We start from the raw sequence: 15740 nt of genomic DNA on the forward strand, positions 1-15740 counted from the left end.
GGGAAGGAGTGACGCCATGGGGCTGGTGAAGAAGAAGGCCGCTCCGGAAACCAGCCCGGCTGGGCCCACCGGATCCGAGGCTGCGCGCGATCCGCTGGCAGCGCTGGAGGATGCCGACGCCGCGGTGCGCCGCGGTGCCGCTCACGCGCTGGGCCATGCGGTGGTTCCGGGTGCGGAGGCGGCGCTGGCCCGCCGGCTTCAGGCGGAGGGGGATGCCGGCGTGCGCGAGGCCATCCTGACCGCACTCGCCCGGATCGCCACCCCCGACGCGGCGGCGGCCTTGGTCCCCTTTCTCGACCGCGAGGATGCGGCGTTGCGCAACGCCGCTCTGGAAAGCCTGCAGCAGATGCCGGCGGAGGTCGCCGCCCCGGCGCTGCTGCCGCTGCTCGACCATGCCGACGCCGACCTGCGCATCTTCGCGGTGCAGGGGCTGGGCAGCCTCGTCCATCCCGGCGATTCTACCTTTGGACGGGCCGACTGGCTGGCACGGGTGATGGAGCGTGACGCCGACGTGAATGTCTGCCTCGCCGCTGTGGAGGCGCTGGCCGAGGCCGGCAGTCCGGAAGCGCTGTCCAGCCTGGAGACGCTGGCCCGCCGCTTTCCCGGCGACGCCTTCGTCGCCTTCGCCGTCGATGCCGCCCGTTCCAGTTTCCGCGGTGGGTGACAGTGACCGATGCCGAGCCGCAAGGCCTGTCCCCGGAGGATTATGCGACGCTCTGCGGCTTTCTGCGGGACCGCACCGGCCTGTCCTTCACCGAGGCCAAGCGCTATTTCGTCGATCGCCGCGTCGCCACTCGCATGCAGGCGGTCGGGGCGGCGGATCTGCGCGCCTATATGAACCTGCTGCGCTTCCAGGCGTCGGGGGAGGAGCTTCAACGGCTTGTCAACCTGATGACGGTGAACGAGACCTATTTCTTCCGCGAGAAGTACCAGTTTGACTGTCTGGTGAACTCCGTCCTCGACGAACTGGTGCGGGGACGGCCGAAGGGCTCGCGGCTGCGCATCTGGTCGGCCGGCTGCGCCACCGGGGAGGAGCCCTATTCCGTCGCCATCATGCTGCTGGAAAACTGGAGCCGGGTGGACGATTACGAGATCGAGCTGCTGGCATCCGACATCGACAGCGCCGTGCTCGACCGTGCGCGCGCGGGCATCTATGACGAGCGCGCCCTGCAAGGGTTGCCGGTCCATCTGCGCGCCAAATATTTCCAGCCGCTGCCCGGGGCGGCGGAGGCCGGCGGGCCGCGCTGGCAGATCGTCGAGGATCTGCGGGACTCGGTCGATTTCTCGCTGGTCAACATCGCCGACCCGCGGCAGGTGCGGACCTTTCGCGGGATCGACGTGATCTTTTGCCGCAATCTGCTGATCTATTTCGACGATCTGGGCCGACGGGAGGCGGCGAGCATGTTCCACGATGCCCTGGCGCCGGGCGGCTTCGTCTGCCTCGGCCATTCGGAAAGCATGAGCCGCATGTCCTCGCTCTTCGTCCCGCGCCGCTTCCCCGACGCCATCCTCTACCAGAAGCCGGTGGATGGGGGTGGAGCGTGAGCGGGCCGCGTGTGCTGGTGGTGGACGACGCCGTGACCGTCCGTGCCTTCAGCCGTCGCGTGCTGGAGGCCGACGGCTTCGTGGTGGACGAGGCGGTGAACGGCATCGAAGGGCTGGAACGCGCCATGGCGGCCCCCCCCGATCTGGTGATCGTCGACGTCAACATGCGCAAGATGGACGGTTACACCATGCTGCGCGTCCTGCGCCGCGACCCGAGCCTGCGCGACGTGCCGGCCATCATGATCAGCACCGAATCGAAGGACAGCGACCGTGAACAGGCGCTTCTGGCCGGCGCCAACTGGTACATCGTCAAGCCGCCGCGGCCGGAGGTGCTGGTGGAGGCGGCGCGGCTGCTGACCGGCCGTCCCGTCGATGCGGAGGGTGCGCCATGAGCGAGCTGTTCGACCAGTTCGTCGTCGAGGCGCAGGAACTGCTGGAGACGGCAGGCGCCGCCCTGCTGGCGTTGGAGCGCGACCCGGCCGACCGCGCGTCGGTGGACGAGCTGTTCCGCGCCTTCCACACCCTGAAGGGGTCGAGCGCCCTGTTCGACATGGCGCCCTTCACCCGGCTGGTCCATGCCGGGGAGGACACGCTGTCGCTGCTGCGCGACGGCCGGCGCGGCATGACGCCGGAACTGGCCGACCGGCTGTTCCGCGCGCTCGACCAATGCGCCCGCTGGGTGGCGGCGCTGGAGGAGACCGGTGCGCTGCCCGCCGATGCGGCGGCGGCGGAAACGTTGGTGCGCGGGCTGTCCGGCGGCTCGGCGGATGGGGATGCTGCCGCCGGTGCCGGGCAGCCGGATGGGCAGTCGGATGCCTTCCCCTGGGTGGCGACGCTGACCGGAGACGAGCGGGGTGCGGTGGGCGAGGGGGCGTTGACCGTCATCGACTACACACCCGATCCGGAATGCTTCTTCACCGGCGACGACCCGCTGGCGCTGTTCCGCCGGGTGCCCGACCTGCGGCTGATGCGGATCGAGCCGACGGAGCCGCTGCCGCCCCTGGCGCAGATGGACCCCTACCGCTGCATCCTGCGCTTCCGCGCGCTGAGCGGCGCCGGGGTGGAGGCGGTGACGCCGGCCTTCCGCAGCGTGCCCGATCAGGTGCGGATCGGCAGCGTCACGCTGGCGCCTGTCGTGCCGTCACCCGTTGCGGCACCGCCGGACTCGCTGGCGGCGGCGATGCTGGAGGAGCAGGCGCGCATCCTCGACCTGCCCGGTGGCACCGCTGAGCGCCAATCCCGCCGCGCCGCGGTTGCCCGCACCGTTACCGCGATCCTGACCGCGCTGGGGCGCCCGGCGGAGCGCGCCGCCGTGGAGACCGCCTGTGCCGATGGCGGGACCCTGCGCCGCTTCCTGGCCGACGGACCGGCGGACAAGCCGACCGATGCCGAACCGCGGCCCGCCGCTCCCGCGCCCTCCCCGGCCCCGCGCCGCGCCCTGCGGGTGGAGCCGGAGCGGATGGACGCGCTGATGGCGTTGGTCGGCGAGCTGTCGGTGATGAAGGGGCAACTGGGGCCGCTGGTCCGCCGCGCCGGGGACGGCGAACTGGCGCGCGACATGAAGGCCTTCTCCGCCCGGCTGGACAGTCTTGTGGGCGACCTGCGCCATGCGGCTCTGCGCTTGCGGCTGCTGCCGCTGGCCCGCGTGTTCGATCCGCTGCCCCGGTTGGTGCGCGACACCGCCCGCCGGCTGGACAAGACGGTCGAGCTGGTGCTGGAGGGGGCGGAGACGGAGGCCGACAAGGACATCCTCGACGTTCTGGGCGAGCCGTTGCTGCATCTGGTGCGCAACGCATTGGACCATGGCATCGAGGCGCCGGAGCGGCGGACCGCGTCAGGCAAGCCGCCGGGCGGCACCCTGCGGGTCCGCGGCTTCCAGGACAAGGGCGGGGTGGTGGTGGAGGTATCGGACGACGGCGCCGGCATCGACCCGGCCGCCATGCGCCGCGTCGCCGTCGCCAAGGGGCTGCTCGCCCCGGACGCCGCCGCGGCGCTCGGCGACGATGACGCGGTGCGGCTGGTCTTCGCTCCCGGCTTCAGCACCGCCGGCAGCGTGTCCGACCTGTCCGGCCGCGGCGTCGGCATGGATGCGGTGCGGGCGGCGGTGGAACGGGCCGGCGGCCGGGTGGAGATCGCCTCGACCCCCGGCAGCGGCACGCGCGTGCGGCTGGCTCTGCCGCTGACGCTCAGCATCACCCGCGTCGTGGTGGTGGAGGCGGCGGGGTCGCTCTACGGCATCCCGGTGACGCTGGTCGGTGGCGTCCAGCGGGTGCCGCGGGCCGACATTCACGGGGTGAAGCGGGCGGAAAGCATCGTGCTGCGCGACCGGGTGGTGCCGCTGGTCCGCCTGCGCCGCCTGCTCGGCCAGCCGGACGACGAGCGGGTGCAGGGCGAACGGCAGCGTGCCGCCGACTGCGTCGTGCTTGCCGAACTGAGCGACGGCCCGGTCGCGGTGGCGGTGGACGATGTCGGCGAACGCGCCGACGTGGTGCTGCGCCCGATGACCGGAGTGCTGCGGGGCTTGCGCGGCTATGCCGGCACGGCGGTGCTGGGCGACGGCCGACTGATCCTTGTGCTCGATCTGCGGGAGCTGTTGTGATGCCGATCCGTTACGACGACCACCTCGCCCGTTTCGAGGCCGCCTGCACGGTGGAGGATGCCCTGCCGCTCGCCGAATGGCTGGAGGCGACGGCGGCGGCGCGCATCGATCTGTCGGCCTGTACGGAGCTGCACACCGCGCTGCTTCAATTGCTGATGGCGGCAAGGCCGACTGTGGTGGCGGGTCCGGAGGATGCGTTTCTGGCCGGTTGGGTTGGTCCGGCGCTGGGCGGCGCCGTCCCCCTCTCCTCCCGGTGAGAAGGTTGGGGGGGAGGGGGTGCGAGTCTGGATTTTTCATCCCACAAGGGGATGAGGGCTTTTGAACGGATAGACTCCCTTTCACATATCCAGCCCCAAATCCAGATTCGGGGCGCTGTGGGTCAGCCAGCCGCAGCTGATCATGTCGACGCCGGTCTCGGCGATGGCGCGGACGGTGGCGAGCGTGACGTTGCCCGACGCCTCGGTCAGCAACCGGCCGTCGACCATCCGCACCGCGCGACGCAGCGTGTCCGGGTCCATGTTGTCGAGCAGCACGACATCGACCGGCAGGCCCAGCAGCTCGTCGAGCTGGTCGAGCGTGTCGACCTCCACCTCCACCTTCACCATGTGGCCGATGGCGGCGCGGACGCGCTCCACCGCCGGGCGCACGCCGCCGGCGACCGCGATGTGGTTGTCCTTGATCAGCACGGCGTCATCCAGCCCGAAGCGGTGGTTGAAGCCGCCGCCCAGCTTCACCGCATGCTTTTCCAGAACGCGCAGGCCGGGGGTGGTCTTGCGGGTGCAGACGATGCGGGCCTTGGTGCCCTCCACCTCGCGCACCAGGGCGCGGGTGGCGGTGGCGATGCCGGACAGCCGGCCCATCAGGTTCAGAGCCGTGCGCTCCGCCGTCAGCAGGGCGCGGGCCTTGCCGGTCAGGGTGGCGATGGTGCCGCCGGGGGGGACATCTTCACCGTCGATCCGTTCCAGCGCCACGGCGATGTCGGGATCGAGCAGGCGGAAGGCGATCAGCGCCGCCTCCAGACCGGCGACTCGGCCATCCTTGCGGGCGGCGATGCGGGCGGTCGCCACCGCGCCGGCCGGGATGATGCTGTCGGTGGTGATGTCGCCGGCCCGGCCCAGATCCTCCGCCAGGGCAGCACGGACGATGGGCTCGACGGTCAGAGGATGCAGCATGCGGCGTCTCCGGACAGGGGGCCGGCGGTGCCGGCCAGATCGCTGAGGGTCAGGGTGCGGCTGATCGTGGCGGGATTCGGCAGGGGATGGTCGCTGCGGCAATGGGCGCCGCGGCTTTCCTCCCGCGCCAGCGCGGCGTGGACGACCAAACGGCCGACCAGCAGCCGGTTGCGCGCCTCGCCCCACTTGCGGACGATTTCGGGTGGAGCCTCATCGCCCTCCTCGCAGCGCAGCATGTCGAGCGCCGTCGCCAACCGGTCCAGCTTGCGCCGGGCGGCCAGCAGCCCCAGCCCGTCGCGGACAAGCCCGGCGCCTTGATAGAGTGCCGTCCGCGCCTCCGTCCCGATGGCGTCGAGCAGGAGATGGCCGACATCGGCGGCGACCGCCGGCGGGCGGGGCAGGGCGAAGGGCGGCAGCGCTGCCAGCGGGCGCTCCGCCACGTCGCGGGCGACGCGGGCGCCGAAGACCAGTGCCTCAAGCAGGGAATTGCTCGCCAGCCGGTTGGCGCCGTGGACGCCGGTGCAGGCGACCTCGCCGCAGGCCCACAACCCTTCCAGGCTGGTGCGCCCGTCGGCGTCGGTGACCACCCCGCCCATGTGATAGTGGGCGGCGGGCGCCACCGGCATCGGCTCGGCGAAGGGATCCAGACCATGCTCGGCACAGAGCGCCAGCACGGTGGGGAAGCCATTGGGCTTCGCAGCCAGCGCCGGACGCAGGTCGAGGAACACCGGCTCTCCCGCCGCGACGCGCCTTCCGATGGCGCGGGCGACCACGTCGCGCGGCGCCAGTTCCGCCAGCGGATGCTCGTCCGGCATGAAGCGGTGGCCCTGGCTGTCGAGCAGCAGGGCGCCGGCGCCGCGCAGCGCCTCGGTCAGCAGCGGTACCGGGTCGGCATCGACGGCGAGTGCGGTCGGGTGGAACTGCACGAACTCCAGGTCGGCCAGCCGGGCGCCGGCCCTTGCTGCGATGGCAAGGCCATCGCCGGTGGCCTCCGCCGGGTTGGTGGTGCGGGCGAAAGCGGCGCCAATACCGCCGGTCGCCAGGATCACGCGGGGGGCGCGGTGCAGCACCCAGCCTTGCGCATGGCAAGCCAGCAGGCCGCAGACGCGGCCGTTGCGGAGGACGAGGTCGACCGCAAAGGCATCGGTCTCCACCCGCACCGACGGGGTGGCGCGCAGGCGTTCCGCCAGGGCGGTGACCAGCGTGCGGCCGGTGGCGTCGCCCCCGGCATGGACGATGCGGGCGGCGCCATGGGCGGCCTCGCGCCCCAGCAGTGGCGAGCCGTCGGGCGCGCGGTCGAAGGGCAGGCCGTCCTCCAGCAGGCGGCGGACCAGCGCCGCGCCGTCGCGGGTCAGCAGGGCGGCCATCGCCGCATCGACCAGCCCCGCTCCGGCGGCGACAGTGTCGGCGGCATGGTCCTCCGGCCGGTCGCCCGGTCCGACGGCGGCGGCGATCCCGCCCTGGGCATGGAGGCTGGAACCGCCGGGCAGGCCGGCGGTCTTGGTGATGAGCGTGACCGCGCGCGGCGCCAGTTGCAGCGCCGCGGTCATCCCGGCAAGGCCGGAGCCGACGATGATCACCTCGGCGTCACGGACATCGTAAGGCGTGCTGGAGGTCATGGGGGACTCCTCGACGCAACACGGACAAGTCCCTTCTCCCCCCTGGGGAGAAGGTTAGGATGAGGGGGTTCGGCGCAGCCGAACGGATCCTCGCAATGCATCCCCCTCACCCCGACCCTCTCCCGGGGGAGGAGAGGGGGTTTACTTCGGCTTCACCGCCAGCATGCGCTCCACGGACCGGCGGGCGCGGGCCGCCAGTTCGTCCGGGATCTCGACGCGCGGCTCCAGGGTCTGCAACGACTCCAGGATGCCCGACAGCGTCACCGTCTTCATGTGCGGGCACAGGTTGCAGGGCCGCACGAACTCTGTCTCCGGAGAAGCGGCGGCGACGTTGTCGCTCATCGAGCATTCGGTGACCATCAGCACCCGAGGCGGTTTCTCGTTGCCGACGAAGTCGATCATGCGGGCGGTGGAACCGACGAAATCGGCGGCCTCCAGCACGTCGGGCGGGCATTCGGGGTGGGCGATCACGGTCAGCCGGTCGAACCGGCGGCGGAACTCGCCGATCTCCGCGCCGGTGAAGCGCTCATGCACCTCGCAATGGCCCTTCCAGGCGATGATCTCCACCTTGGTCTGGGTGGCGACGTATTTCGCCAGATATTCGTCGGGCAGGAAGATCACCCGGTCGACGCCCAGCGATTCCACCACCTCCACCGCATTGCCCGACGTGCAGCAGATGTCGACTTCCGCCTTCACCTCGGCCGAGGTGTTGACGTAGGCGACCACCGGCACGCCGGGATGCGCCTCGCGCAGCAGGCGGACGTCGGCGGCGGTGATGCTGTCGGCCAGCGAGCAGCCGGCGTTGCGGCTGGGGATCAGCACCGTCTTGGCTGGGTTCAGCAGTTTCGCCGTCTCCGCCATGAAATGCACGCCGGCCAGCACGATAACGTCGGCGTCGGTCTGGGTCGCCTTGGCGGCCAGCGCGAGGCTGTCGCCGACGATGTCGGCCACGCCGTGGAAGATCTCCGGCGTCTGGTAGTTGTGGGCGAGGATGACGGCGTTGCGCTCGCGCTTCAGCTCGTTGATGGCGTGGACCAGCGGCGCGTGGAACGGCCATTCGATGGCCGGCACGACGCGCTTCATCCGGTCATAGATCGGCGCGGTCGCCGCAGCGACGGCAGGGGTGTAGGCGAGTTCGGCGACCTCGGGCATCGGACGGCTCCGCTCTATGCTCGTTCTGAGCAAAACCATATGTGCTCTATGAGAGCATATCAAGTGGAAAAGAGGGACGGAAACAATCGGGCGCGGACGGCGTTGTGCGGTGGGGGAAAGGCGCGGCAGCGCGGCCTCGCCCCTGCTAAGCGCTGTCTGGAGAAAAGCCGATGAAAGCCTTCCTCGCCGCGCTCTGCGCCATCGCCGTCCTGGCCGGCGGTGCTTGGGCGGTGCTGCCGACCCTGTTCGCTCGCAGCGCCGACGAGACCTTCGCTTCGACCGGCGCGCGGGTGGGGGAGGAGGCGTCGGTCGCGCACCGCAATTTCTCCGGCCGTCCGCAGAAGTGATCCTGATCCGTGGGGAAAAGGGATGAGCCCGGCGGGGTAGCCCCGACCGGGTAAGGCAACCTTTGCCCGCGCCGGCCGTTGTCAGAGTTCGGGCCAGTCATGGCTTTCGACTGTTTCCGGAGCGGCTTGCGGGAGTGTGATGACGGTTCATGATCCGGAAAGCGGTGCGGACGGCCTGCGCGCCGACGTCTACCGGCTGCTGGCCCTGACGCTGGCCGCCCCGCCCGGCGCCGACCTGCTGGCGCTGCTGGGCAAGCTGACCGGCGATGCGACGCCGATCGGCCGGGCCTTCGACGATCTGGCCGCCCGTGCCCTCGCCATCGAACCCGACAAAGCCGAGCGTGAGTTCAACGCGCTGTTCATCGGCGTCGTACAGGGCGAACTGGTCCCGTACGCCTCCTATTACCGCACCGGCTTCCTGACCGACCGGCCGCTGTCGGCCCTGCGCGCCGACCTCCAGGCTTTGGGGCTGGAGCGCGCGCCCGACGTGTCGGAACCGGAGGACCACATCGCAGCATTGTGCGACGTGATGGCCGTGCTGATCCGCGAGGGCGCCGACCCGGCGGTGCAGCGCCACATGCTGGACAGCCACCTGACACCCTGGGCCGGGCGCTTCTTCCAGGATCTGGAAGAGGCGGAGGCGGCCGGCCTCTACCGCCCGATCGGCACCATCGGTCGCCTGTTCCTGGAGATCGAGCAGGAGGCCCTGAACAGACAGATCGATCAGTTGGAGGGAGCCGACGCATGAAGACGCCGCCAGAACCCCCGCGCAATCCGCTGCAACGTCGCGACATTCTGAAGACGCTGGGCCTCGGTGCGGCGGGTGCCGCCGCTGCCACGATACTGCCGGCGGGGGACGAGGCGCAGGCGATGGAATCGCCGCAGGAGCAGGTGAAGGCCCGCTACCGCGAAACCGAACACGTCAAGCGCTTCTACGCGCTGAACCGCCTGTAGGGCGATCCGGAGAATGTCCATGCTGGTCAAACGCAGCTCGGCGAAAGCGGCAGGCGCAAAGCGGTCTGGTCTGATCGCGGCCCTGGCCGACAGTCTGGAGTCAGGAGTCAGCCGCCGCGGCTTCCTGCGCCGCTCCGGCCTTGCCGCGGGCGGCATCGCCGCCGTCGGCGCGCTGCCGGGCGCGATGATCCGCAAGGCGGAGGCCGGCCCCATCCTGCCGAACGTCGAGGTGGTGACGCGCAAGAACGTCTGCACCCACTGCTCGGTCGGCTGCACGGTGATCGCGGAGGTGCAGAACGGCGTCTGGGTCGGGCAGGAGCCGGGCTGGGAAAGCCCGATCAACCAGGGTACCCACTGCGCCAAGGGCGCCTCGGTGCGCGAACTGACCAAGGGCACCCGGCGCGTCAAATACCCGCTCAAGCTGGTCGATGGCGTCTGGCAGCGCATCGGCTGGGACCAGGCCATTGAGGAGATCGGCAACCAGCTGATGGACATCCGCAAGGCGTCCGGGCCGGACGCGGTGTTCTGGCTCGGCTCGGCCAAGTTCTCCAACGAGGGCGCCTATCTCTACCGCAAGCTGGCGGCCTTCTGGGGGACCAACAACGTCGACCATCAGGCGCGCATCTGCCACTCCACCACGGTCGCCGGCGTGGCGAACACGTGGGGCTACGGCGCCATGACCAACAGCTATAACGACATCCAGAATTCCAAGGCGCTGGTGATCGTCGGCGGCAACCCGGCCGAGGCGCACCCGGTGTCGATGCAGCACATGCTGCGCGGCAAGGAGCACAACCGCGCCCCCTTCATCGTCATCGACCCGCGCTTCACCCGCACCGCCGCCCATGCCACGGAGTATGTCCGCATCCGTCCCGGCACCGATATCCCGGTCGCCTGGGGGCTGCTGTGGCACATCTTCGAGAATGGCTGGGAGGACAAGGAGTATATCCGCCAGCGCGTCTACGGCATGGACGAGATCCGCGCCGAAGTGAAGAAGTGGACGCCCGAAGAGGTTGAGCGGGTGACTGGCGCCCCCGGATCGCAGCTTCGCCGCGTGGCGGAGGCGCTGGCGAAGAACAAGCCCAGCACGGTGATCTGGTGCATGGGCGTCACCCAGCACACGGTCGGCACCGCCAACGTCCGCGCCCTGTCGATCCTTCAGCTGGCTCTGGGCAACATCGGCGTGGCCGGCGGCGGCGCCAACATCTACCGCGGCCACTGCAACGTGCAGGGCGCCACCGATTTCGGCCTCGACGTCAGCACGCTGCCCGCCTATTACGGGCTGGCGGAAGGGGCGTGGAAGCATTTCGCCCGCGCCTGGGACGTCGACTACGACTATCTGAAGGGCCGCTTCGCCACCAAGGATCTGATGGAGGCCAAGGGCATCCCGACCACCCGCTGGTTCGATGCCGTGCTGGCCAAGCCGGGCGAGATCGACCAGCCCAGCCCCTTGCGCGCCATGATGTGCTTCGGCCATGGCGGCAACACCGTCACCCGCATGCCGGAGATGGTGAAGGGGCTGGAGAAACTCAGCCTTCTGGTCATCGCCGACCCGCACCCGACCACCTTCGCCGCGATCAAGGAGCGGCGCAACGGCACCTACATCCTGCCGGCCTGCACCCAGTTCGAGACCGATGGGTCGCGCACCTGCTCCAACCGCTCGATGCAGTGGGGGGAGAAGGTGGTGGAGCCGATCTTCGAATCGAAGGACGACTACGCCATCATCTATCTGCTGGCGCGCAAGCTGGGCTTCGCCGACGAGATGTTCAAGCACATCACGGTGGAGAAGGACCGGCCGGTGCCGGAGGACATCCTGCGCGAGATGAACCGCAGCTGCCTGTCCATCGGCGCCACCGGTCAGTCGCCGGAACGGCTGAAGATGCACATGAAGCATCAGGCCGATTTCGACAAGATCACCATGCGGGCATCCTCCGGCCCCTGTGCCGGCGACTATTACGGCCTGCCCTGGCCGAGCTGGGGCCATCCGGAGATCCGGCATCCGGGATCGGCGGTGCTTTACGACACCTCTAAGCATGTGATGGACGGCGGCGGGGTCTTCCGCGCCCGCTTCGGGGTGGAGCGCAACGGCGTCTCGCTGCTGGCCGACGGTTCCTATTCGAAGGGGTCGGAGATTGAGGACGGCTACCCCGAATTTACCATGGCCGTGCTGAAGAAGCTGGGCTGGGACAAGGACCTGACGCCGGACGAGATGCGCGTCATCCAGGCGATTGGCGGGACCGACGTGGACAATGTCAGCTGGCAGACCGACCTGTCGATGGGCATCATCCGCGTCGCGCTGAAGCATGGTTGCGTGCCGCACGGCAACGCCAAAGCGCGTGCCGTCGCCTGGAACCTGCCGGATCCGGTGCCGGTCCACCGCGAGCCGATCTATTCGCCGCGCCCCGAACTGGTGAAAGCCTATCCGGCCATCGAGGACCGGCGCGACTTTCGTCTGGTCCAGCTTGCCCGCTCGCTCCAGTTCAAGGTGGCGGACAGCGACCTGCGCCAGCGCTTCCCCATGGTTCTGACCTCCGGCCGGCTGGTCGAGTATGAGGGCGGCGGCGAGGAAACCCGGTCCAACCCGTGGCTGGCCGAATTGCAGCAGTCGATGTTCGCGGAGATCAACACCAAGGACGCCGAACGGCTGGGCATCAGGGACGGCGCCTGGGTCTGGGTCTATGGGCCGGAGGACGGCGGCAAGGCCAAGGTCAAGGCGCTGGTCACCGACCGCGTCGGCGGCGGCACGGTGTTCATGCCCTTCCACTTCTCCGGCTTCTGGCAGGGCGACAGCTTGCGCGGCAACTACCCGCCCGACACCGACCCCATCGTGCTGGGCGAGCCGGTGAACGGGGTGACGACCTACGGCTACGACCCCGTCACCTTCATGCAGGAAACCAAGGTCACCCTCTGCCGGGTCGAACCGGCATGACGTGCAGGAGCTGAGTGGAACAATGGCCCGGATGAAGTTCCTGTGCGACGCCGAACGCTGCATCGAATGCAATGCCTGCGTCACCGCCTGCAAGAACGAGCATGAGGTGCCGTGGGGCATCAACCGCCGCCGGCTGGTCACGCTGAACGACGGCAAGCCGGGCGAGCGGTCGATCTCGATGGCCTGCATGCACTGCAACGACCCGCCCTGCGCCGCGGTCTGCCCGGTCGACTGCTTCCTGCAAACGGCGGACGGGGTGGTGCTGCACAGCAAGGACCTGTGCATCGGCTGCGGCTACTGCTTCTACGCCTGCCCGTTCGGCGCGCCGCAATACCCGCGCACCACCGATTTCGGCAGCCGCGGCAAGATGGACAAATGCACCTTTTGCGCCGGCGGCCCCGAACCGGACGGCAGCGTCGAGGAGTACCAGAAATACGGCGCCAACCGGCTGGCCGAGGGCAAGCTGCCGCTGTGTGCCGAGATGTGCTCGACCCGCGCGCTGATGGCCGGCGACGGGGCGGTGCTGGCCGACATCTATCAGGAACGGTCGCTGCGCCGCGGCTACGGTTCCGGTGCGCCGGGCTGGTCCACTGCCTACGGCCGCAACGACCGCGGCTCCCCCTTCGGTCCGGGCGGGCCGGGCACGGGAGGGGCGTGAGCGCCTCCACAAGAATGACCTTCGGGAGACCACCATGCGCCCCCTGCACGCCCTGCTGTTGCTGATCGTCCTGCTGGCCGCTCCGACTTTCGCACAAGCGCAGCTCTATCAGGTGCCCGGCCAGAACTCGCCGACCACCAAGGAGCAGGTGCCCCTCTACGTTCCGCAGGACGACAAGGTGATCGGCCGTGTCAGCATCCCGGACGAGAAGCTGGCGGTTCTGGTCCAGCCGGAAGGGCGGGAGTGGCGGGAGTGGCGCAGTCACACATTGCGGCTGGCGATCGGCGGTCTCGCCATCGGCATGACGGCGGTGCTGGCAATCTTCTTCCTCTATCGCGGCACCATCCGCATCCATGGTGGCCGGTCGAGGCGGCTGGTGCTGCGCTTCAATTGGGCGGACCGCTTCGCCCATTGGACCACGGCGGTCAGCTTCCTGATCATGGCGCTGACCGGTGTGATTCTGACCTTCGGCCGGCCGCTGCTGATCCCGCTGATCGGCCATCAGGCATTCACGCCGCTGGCGGAATATGCCAAGTCGCTCCACAACTTCGTCAGCGTGCCCTTCGTCGTCGGCTTGCTGATGATCCTGGCCCTGTGGCTGCGCGACAATGTGCCGGAGAAGGCCGACTGGATTTGGATCAGGACGGCGGGCGGGCTCTTCTCCAAGGCCGGCGGCCACCATCCGGAGGCAGGGCGCTTCAACGCCGGTCAGAAGATGGTGTTCTGGAGCATCGTCCTCGGCGGCATCGGCATGGCGGCGACCGGCTATCTGATGATGGTGCCCTTCGCCTTCACCGGGATCGGCGGCATGCAGATCATGCACGTCATCCACGGCCTGCTGGCGGCCGGGCTGATCGCTGCGGTGATCGGCCACATCTACATCGGCACCATCGGCATGGAGGGCGCCTTCGACGCCATGGGCTGCGGCGTGGTGGACGAGAACTGGGCGATGGAGCACCACCGCCGCTGGTACGAGGAACAGCTGCGCAAGGGCTATGTCGAGGGGCGCCAGCCGGCGGAATGAGGCGCCCAAAGGCTCCGGCATTGGGTGGGACACGAACAATCCCGCCGGCCGACCGTCTCCTTCCATAGTACAATTTACCCTCTCCCTCCCAGAGTGGCTGAATGGCCCCGACAAACGCGCTGGACCGGGGACCTGACCGGTTCACCACACTGAGAGGAACGGCCCAAATGCTCCACCAGGCTCTCGAAACGCTCCAGAAGCAGATCGCGCTCCGCCCCCGCTACGACAACTATATCGGCGGCCAGTGGGTTGCGCCGGTGGATGGCCAATACTTCACCAATCTGACGCCGATTACCGGCAAGCCGCTGTGCGAGGTCGCCCGTTCCCAGGCCGCCGACATCGAGCTGGCGCTCGACGCCGCCCACGCCGCCAGGACCGCCTGGGGCCGTACCTCGCCGACCGAGCGCTCGAACATCCTGCTGAAGATCGCCGACCGCATGGAAGAGCGGCTGGAGGTCATCGCGCTGGCCGAGACGCTGGACAACGGCAAGCCGATCCGCGAGACCCGCGCCGCCGACGTGCCGCTCGCCATCGACCATTTCCGCTACTACGCCGGCTGCATCCGCGCCCAGGAAGGCTCGATCGCCGAGATCGACCACCACACCTACGCCTACCACTTCCATGAACCGCTGGGCGTCGTCGGCCAGATCATTCCCTGGAACTTCCCGCTGCTGATGGCGGCCTGGAAGCTGGCTCCGGCGCTGGCCGCCGGCAATTGCATCGTGCTGAAGCCGGCCGAGCAGACCCCGATGGCGATCCTGGTCCTGATGGAGATGATCGGCGATCTGCTGCCGCCGGGCGTCGTGAACGTCGTCAACGGCTTCGGCCTGGAGGCCGGCAAGCCGCTTGCCACCAACAAGCGCATCGCCAAGATCGCCTTCACCGGCGAGACCTCGACCGGCCGCCTGATCCTGCAATACGCCGCGGAAAACATCATCCCGTCGACCGTCGAGCTGGGCGGCAAGTCGCCGAACATCTTCTTCGAAGACGTGATGGCCGAAGACGACGAGTTCCTGGACAAGGCGCTGGAAGGCTTCGCGATGTTCGCGCTGAACCAGGGCGAGGTCTGCACCTGCCCGAGCCGCGTCCTCATCCAGAAGTCGATCTACGACCGCTTCATCAAGCTGGCGGTCGAGCGCGTCAAGAAGATCGTCCAGGGCCATCCGCTGGATGGCGGCACGATGATCGGTGCCCAGGCTTCGCAGGAGCAGCTGGAGAAGATCCTCTCCTACATCGAGATCGGCAAGGCCGAGGGCGCCAAGGTGCTGCTGGGCGGCGAGCGTGCCCATCTGGGTGGCGAGCTGGAGGGCGGCTACTACGTCCAGCCGACCATCCTGGAAGGCCACAACAAGATGCGCATCTTCCAGGAGGAGATCTTCGGTCCGGTCGTCGCCGTGACCACCTTCGAGACCGAGGAAGAGGCGCTGGCCATCGCCAACGACAGCGAGTTCGGCCTGGGCGCCGGCGTGTGGAGCCGTGACGGCAGCCGCTACTTCCGCATGGGTCGCGCCATCCAGGCCGGCCGCGTCTGGACCAACTGCTACCACCTGTACCCGGCGCATGCCGCCTTCGGTGGGTACAAGAAGTCCGGCATCGGCCGCGAGACGCACAAGATGATGCTCGACCATTACCAGCAGACCAAGTGCCTGCTGGTCAGCTACAGCCCGAAAGCGCTCGGCTTCTTCTGAGCCCTGCTCCTCCCTATCGGGCAAACCTGGGCCGGGGGCATGTCCCCCGGCCGTTT

Annotated in this window: 15 protein-coding genes; 12 read left to right on the plus strand and 3 right to left on the minus strand. The window is 69.1% G+C overall.

All coding sequences use genetic code 11. The features are described from left to right. Positions 1-16: 16 nt before the first annotated feature. From J2848_RS28585 to J2848_RS28605, 5 genes are read left to right on the plus strand one after another with little or no spacing between them, the layout of a single operon-like run. Positions 17-664, plus strand: coding sequence for a HEAT repeat domain-containing protein (locus J2848_RS28585; protein ID WP_149233901.1), 648 nt, complete (start codon positions 17-19; stop codon positions 662-664). A 2-nt stretch (positions 665-666) separates the two neighbouring features. After that, positions 667-1545, plus strand: coding sequence for a CheR family methyltransferase (locus J2848_RS28590; protein WP_149233900.1), 879 nt, complete (start codon positions 667-669; stop codon positions 1543-1545). Further along, positions 1542-1937 carry a response regulator gene (locus J2848_RS28595; protein ID WP_149233899.1) on the plus strand — a complete coding sequence of 132 codons (396 nt, stop codon included), beginning with the start codon at positions 1542-1544 and terminating at the stop codon, positions 1935-1937. Before J2848_RS28590 ends, J2848_RS28595 begins: the two co-directional genes overlap by 4 nt. After that, on the plus strand, positions 1934-4144 hold the full coding sequence (locus J2848_RS28600) for a chemotaxis protein CheA (protein ID WP_149233898.1): 2211 nt from the start codon (positions 1934-1936) through the stop codon (positions 4142-4144). The genes J2848_RS28595 and J2848_RS28600 overlap by 4 nt, the downstream gene beginning before the upstream one ends. After that, positions 4144-4401 carry a hypothetical protein gene (locus tag J2848_RS28605; protein ID WP_149233897.1) on the plus strand — a complete coding sequence of 86 codons (258 nt, stop codon included), beginning with the start codon at positions 4144-4146 and terminating at the stop codon, positions 4399-4401. The genes J2848_RS28600 and J2848_RS28605 overlap by 1 nt, the downstream gene beginning before the upstream one ends. A gap of 81 nt (positions 4402-4482) precedes the next feature. Here the strand turns inward: J2848_RS28605 and nadC are convergent, their stop codons facing one another. From nadC to nadA, 3 genes are all read right to left on the minus strand, one after another. Beyond that, positions 4483-5316, minus strand: a complete 834-nt coding sequence (gene nadC / locus J2848_RS28610) for a carboxylating nicotinate-nucleotide diphosphorylase (RefSeq protein WP_149233896.1) — start codon at positions 5314-5316, stop codon at positions 4483-4485. Next, the gene (locus J2848_RS28615; protein ID WP_149233895.1) at positions 5301-6935 is read right to left on the minus strand and encodes an L-aspartate oxidase; all 1635 of its coding nucleotides are present in this window, start codon (positions 6933-6935) and stop codon (positions 5301-5303) included. The genes nadC and J2848_RS28615 overlap by 16 nt, the downstream gene beginning before the upstream one ends. 141 nt (positions 6936-7076) lie before the next feature. Continuing rightward, positions 7077-8087, minus strand: a complete 1011-nt coding sequence (gene nadA / locus J2848_RS28620; protein WP_149233894.1) for a quinolinate synthase NadA — start codon at positions 8085-8087, stop codon at positions 7077-7079. A gap of 170 nt (positions 8088-8257) precedes the next feature. Between nadA and J2848_RS28625 the strand changes: the two genes are divergently transcribed. From J2848_RS28625 to adh, 7 genes are all read left to right on the plus strand, one after another. Continuing rightward, on the plus strand, positions 8258-8434 hold the full coding sequence (locus J2848_RS28625) for a hypothetical protein (RefSeq protein WP_170307189.1): 177 nt from the start codon (positions 8258-8260) through the stop codon (positions 8432-8434). 139 nt (positions 8435-8573) lie between these two features. After that, the gene (locus tag J2848_RS28630) at positions 8574-9182 is read left to right on the plus strand and encodes a TorD/DmsD family molecular chaperone (protein WP_149233893.1); all 609 of its coding nucleotides are present in this window, start codon (positions 8574-8576) and stop codon (positions 9180-9182) included. Next, the gene (locus J2848_RS28635; RefSeq protein WP_149233892.1) at positions 9179-9388 is read left to right on the plus strand and encodes a twin-arginine translocation signal domain-containing protein; all 210 of its coding nucleotides are present in this window, start codon (positions 9179-9181) and stop codon (positions 9386-9388) included. Before J2848_RS28630 ends, J2848_RS28635 begins: the two co-directional genes overlap by 4 nt. Positions 9389-9407: 19 nt before the next feature. Next, positions 9408-12314 (plus strand): formate dehydrogenase subunit alpha, encoded by a 2907-nt coding sequence (locus tag J2848_RS28640; RefSeq protein WP_149233891.1) that lies wholly within the window; start codon positions 9408-9410, stop codon positions 12312-12314. Positions 12315-12336: 22 nt separating this feature from the next. Continuing rightward, positions 12337-12972: a formate dehydrogenase FDH3 subunit beta gene (gene fdh3B, locus J2848_RS28645; protein ID WP_149233890.1), complete on the plus strand. Its 636-nt coding sequence runs from the start codon at positions 12337-12339 to the stop codon at positions 12970-12972. 34 nt (positions 12973-13006) lie between these two features. Then, entirely contained in the window at positions 13007-13996 is a 990-nt protein-coding gene (locus J2848_RS28650) for a formate dehydrogenase subunit gamma (protein WP_149233889.1), read from the plus strand. Positions 13997-14163: 167 nt separating this feature from the next. After that, complete coding sequence (gene adh / locus J2848_RS28655) at positions 14164-15684, plus strand: aldehyde dehydrogenase (RefSeq protein ID WP_149233888.1); 1521 nt, start codon at positions 14164-14166, stop codon at positions 15682-15684. Positions 15685-15740: the final 56 nt, after the last annotated feature.

It is taken from the genome of Azospirillum lipoferum (genome assembly GCF_024170005.1).
Taxonomy (GTDB): Bacteria; Pseudomonadota; Alphaproteobacteria; order Azospirillales; family Azospirillaceae; genus Azospirillum; species Azospirillum lipoferum.

Bases quoted from the DNA above. Each gene is read 5' to 3' on its own strand.
- J2848_RS28585 (WP_149233901.1), top strand. From the start codon at position 17: ATGGGGCTGGTGAAGAAGAAGGCCGCTCCGGAAACCAGCCCGGCTGGG.
- J2848_RS28600 (WP_149233898.1), top strand. From the start codon at position 1,934: ATGAGCGAGCTGTTCGACCAGTTCGTCGTCGAGGCGCAGGAACTGCTG.
- J2848_RS28605 (WP_149233897.1), top strand. From the start codon at position 4,144: ATGCCGATCCGTTACGACGACCACCTCGCCCGTTTCGAGGCCGCCTGC.
- nadC (WP_149233896.1), bottom strand. From the start codon at position 5,316: ATGCTGCATCCTCTGACCGTCGAGCCCATCGTCCGTGCTGCCCTGGCG.
- J2848_RS28615 (WP_149233895.1), bottom strand. From the start codon at position 6,935: ATGACCTCCAGCACGCCTTACGATGTCCGTGACGCCGAGGTGATCATC.
- nadA (WP_149233894.1), bottom strand. From the start codon at position 8,087: ATGCCCGAGGTCGCCGAACTCGCCTACACCCCTGCCGTCGCTGCGGCG.
- J2848_RS28625 (WP_170307189.1), top strand. From the start codon at position 8,258: ATGAAAGCCTTCCTCGCCGCGCTCTGCGCCATCGCCGTCCTGGCCGGC.
- J2848_RS28630 (WP_149233893.1), top strand. From the start codon at position 8,574: ATGACGGTTCATGATCCGGAAAGCGGTGCGGACGGCCTGCGCGCCGAC.
- J2848_RS28635 (WP_149233892.1), top strand. From the start codon at position 9,179: ATGAAGACGCCGCCAGAACCCCCGCGCAATCCGCTGCAACGTCGCGAC.
- J2848_RS28640 (WP_149233891.1), top strand. From the start codon at position 9,408: ATGCTGGTCAAACGCAGCTCGGCGAAAGCGGCAGGCGCAAAGCGGTCT.
- fdh3B (WP_149233890.1), top strand. From the start codon at position 12,337: ATGGCCCGGATGAAGTTCCTGTGCGACGCCGAACGCTGCATCGAATGC.
- J2848_RS28650 (WP_149233889.1), top strand. From the start codon at position 13,007: ATGCGCCCCCTGCACGCCCTGCTGTTGCTGATCGTCCTGCTGGCCGCT.
- adh (WP_149233888.1), top strand. From the start codon at position 14,164: ATGCTCCACCAGGCTCTCGAAACGCTCCAGAAGCAGATCGCGCTCCGC.